Annotated in this window: 3 protein-coding genes and 1 pseudogene; 2 read left to right on the top strand and 2 right to left on the bottom strand. The window is 61.0% G+C overall.

The window, feature by feature from the left end:
- Positions 1–642: pseudogene (locus tag AC1DT2_RS19340) on the top strand (serine hydrolase); the annotation flags it as partial.
- A 34-nt stretch (positions 643–676) separates the two neighbouring features.
- On the opposite strand, the gene AC1DT2_RS19335 reads toward AC1DT2_RS19340, so the two are convergent.
- The gene (locus AC1DT2_RS19335) at positions 677–1,333 is read right to left on the bottom strand and encodes a TonB family protein (RefSeq protein WP_477298095.1); all 657 of its coding nucleotides are present in this window, start codon (positions 1,331–1,333) and stop codon (positions 677–679) included.
- Between the two features lie 273 nt (positions 1,334–1,606).
- On the opposite strand from AC1DT2_RS19335, the gene AC1DT2_RS19330 reads away from it, so the two are divergent.
- Positions 1,607–1,780 (top strand): hypothetical protein, encoded by a 174-nt coding sequence (locus AC1DT2_RS19330; RefSeq protein WP_477298094.1) that lies wholly within the window; start codon positions 1,607–1,609, stop codon positions 1,778–1,780.
- Between the two features lie 65 nt (positions 1,781–1,845).
- On the opposite strand, the gene AC1DT2_RS19325 is transcribed toward AC1DT2_RS19330, so the two are convergent.
- Complete coding sequence (locus AC1DT2_RS19325; RefSeq protein WP_477298093.1) at positions 1,846–2,823, bottom strand: hypothetical protein; 978 nt, start codon at positions 2,821–2,823, stop codon at positions 1,846–1,848.
- Positions 2,824–3,075: the final 252 nt, after the last annotated feature.

The raw sequence follows: 3,075 nt of genomic DNA, 5'->3' as shown, positions 1-3,075 counted from the left end.
ATGTTCAATCGGCCGGTATCCGCTCCCTATCGCTTCGGTCGCAAGCTGATCGATGGTCTTCTTGCCGCCCGTTTCGGTGCGAAGTCTCCGAGGCTCAGTGCAACGGACATTGCACCGATCCGGCCGACGGCTGCCCTCAAGCAAACGGTCGCAGGCACCTATGTAGGGCGGAACCTTACCGCCACCATTCATGACACCGACGACGGCCTTCGATTCGAGTCGGACGCCTTCGAGATGCATGGCCCGTTCCTCGCCGTGACGCCGACCGCCTTCTTCACGGCGGATGCCGACCATGACCTTGTCGCGTGGACGTACACGGAAGCCGTGGGCGACTTGCCGGCCCACCTCGAATGCAGCGAAGGGGAGGCCGGCGTCGATTACAACGAGGGACCCCATGATCCGAAGGGGCCCGATCGTGCGGAGTGGACGAAATACGCGGGGAAGTATCAGATCTATCAATGGGGCAAGCCGTCGCTGGACGTGCTCGTCGAGCGGCGCAACGGCTACCTGTTTATCAACGGCGTGAAACTGCTGGTCGAGCGCGAGCCAGGACTGTTCTTCACCAGTGACGGTGAGGCAGTCGACTTGYGGACCGCGGTTCCCACGTGGCGCAGTCTCGTTCTGCGTCGCGTCAACACTTGAACGCAGGCGATGTTCAGGAATGAAAGAGCGGGCGTTACCTCGCGGGATCCCACGGTAGCTGCCAAAGCCGCGCCGTCGTCATCTCCTTGATGCACGGCACGTCCGTTACGCAGCGTGTGGCGCGCTCGCGGATAAAATTATCCTGTTCTTTCTCCATCGCCCGCGCATCTTTTGGCATGGCGAAAAAGTGGCGGTGACGATAAGCAACGTCCATTCCGCCTTCGAGCCCGGTGAGCTCCGGGTCGTTGCAGATAGCTTTCTCGGTCGGCGTCGATGCCTTGACGCAGCTGAATTCCGGTCCCGGCACTGCCACCGGCGCACCGGAGTGGAAAGAGTGACTGAAGGTCACTGGGGCCACAACGGTATCCTCCATGTTTCGCCCATCCACCACCCTGGGTCGAAWTCGCCAGCTGTATGCCCCCTTGACCGCAGCGGCATCCAGTTCGCTGTAGCCGCTGCTTTCCTCAACCGACACGTCTACCGGCTCGCCGTTCGCGTTGAGCTTTACCCGAACCTTTACAGTCCCTTCGTGACCCTGACGAATGGCGCTGGGTGGGAAGGGCGGGGCGGGAGTACCGATGATCCGCTTTTCGGAGGCCTCGACGGGCTTCGGGACCGGAGCGGCCTCAGTCGCATGCGACTGCTGCGCGAGCACGAGGATCAGCCCCAACCATGCAAACCGATATTTCATGGAACTCCCTGCTATCCAGTCCGGTGCGCGTGCCCGCGCGCGTAACGAAGTGTATCGGCAGGTTTCCAACTGTCTTTAGCTGATGGGGCCGCCCGCCGTGGGGATTGAATACGGCATAGTAGATCCGCGCGCCGTCACTGTTCACGAAGCCGCTCTGCTCAGGCTCGGGAAGCGGCGGCACGTCCGGCACGGTTGCCCATCAACTCATATACCCTCCGCAGTTGGCCGGCGATAATATTCGCCAGCAATATCGCGTCGTTCACGATGGGCAACATGGCCGAATGCTCCCCATTGTCATGCAACGGGCTGGCATCGACTCTGCCGGTCAATGATCATTGCTTACTTGGCACGCTTGATGAGGCGGTGGCCGCCGTCGAACAGGGCAAACTCCACGAGTGCGAGCTCGGGCCTTATCGCCTCATTGCCGTCTACACCGTTGACGACTGACTTCCGTCACGACTGCATCTCATATCCCCAAGGCGCCGCCGACGCGAAGCCGCTGGGGGATAGTCCTACTGGTGATGGCAAGCCATGCAGGAGAAGTCGCTGCCGATCATCATCGGGTTGGCTGACTTCTTTCCCGGTTGAGCGTCCGCATTGAATACCGCCACGTTCGCTTCCGCATCGCGGATACGCTGTTCCAGTACGTCACGATAGGTCCAATGAGCGTAGCCAGTGGATAGCCTGGCGGTAGCGTAGATTTTGCGTGCGGTCTGCCAGTCGCCAGCCTTGGTGAGCATGTCTCCCATGTTGAGGAAGAAGCCCTCTTCGTTATGCGGTGCTTTTTCTGAGTTGAGGCACGCGCGAGCATCGCGGCTTTGCCCCACGGCCTTTGCCATGTTTTTCGCAACAAGGTCCATATTGTTGCCGTGGCGGTCAACCTTCATATGGCCGCATACCTCGAGGTTCTGCCATTGCTGTTCCAGCGCCTGCTTGAAACCATCGCTGGATGCCGGCATGCCGCTTGCCACGAATCCCGCGGTAAACAGGTTGAAACCGGGCCAATCGGATACAGCCTGTTCCATGATTTCCGCACCCTGTTGGCGAAGCGCGGCGTCGCGGTCGATCTGGGCTTCGGCCAGTATCGCGCTGGCGAGGAAACCACGGTAGCGCGCATCGTCGGGGGCGAGTGCCACGGCTTTCTGGAAGTACTTTCTTGCCAGAACGATGTCGTCAGTGATGCTCGCCGGTGCCTGTTGCATCCGGTGCCTTTCCGCCACGCGCCACATGTGCAACCAACCTACATGGGCAGCACTGACGGCATCATTGGGGTCGCGCAGATAAGCGGCAGTGGAGGCCTCGATGCTGGCCTGGATGTGCGCGTAGTCGCCACTACGGAAGGTCTGCCAGAACAACTGGTCGGCTTCCAGGGCGGCAGGCTGGCGGCCTGGCGCTCCCGCTCCCGATTGCGCGGTGGCCGGACCTGCAACAAGACAGCATAGGACGGCAGCAAGCGCAGTAACGATGGGCAAGCGGGAGACTGGCTTCACGAGGCGGGTTCCGTTGCTGGTGATGGGTTGCGTGACATCCAGCTTGTCGGTTGTGCAAGTCGATCGGGAGGGCGGCTTGTCAACGACCGGCTTTGACAGTTGTCACTCGCCTCGCTGCCGCCTGGCTAACCAGGTCGCTTTTTTTTAGTTCTTCGCGGAATTCCGGGGAGGCTGGAGGGGGGCGGTTCACTCGCGTTACGAGTGCGTGTTTTTAGCGGCCCACGCGCCGCCGATTGCGTGAGGGTGGGCACC

This window comes from Luteibacter sp. P4_E6 (assembly GCF_056401535.1).
The sequence above is the reverse complement of the archived record's forward strand: the minus strand, read 5'-3'. Positions and strand labels throughout refer to the sequence as shown.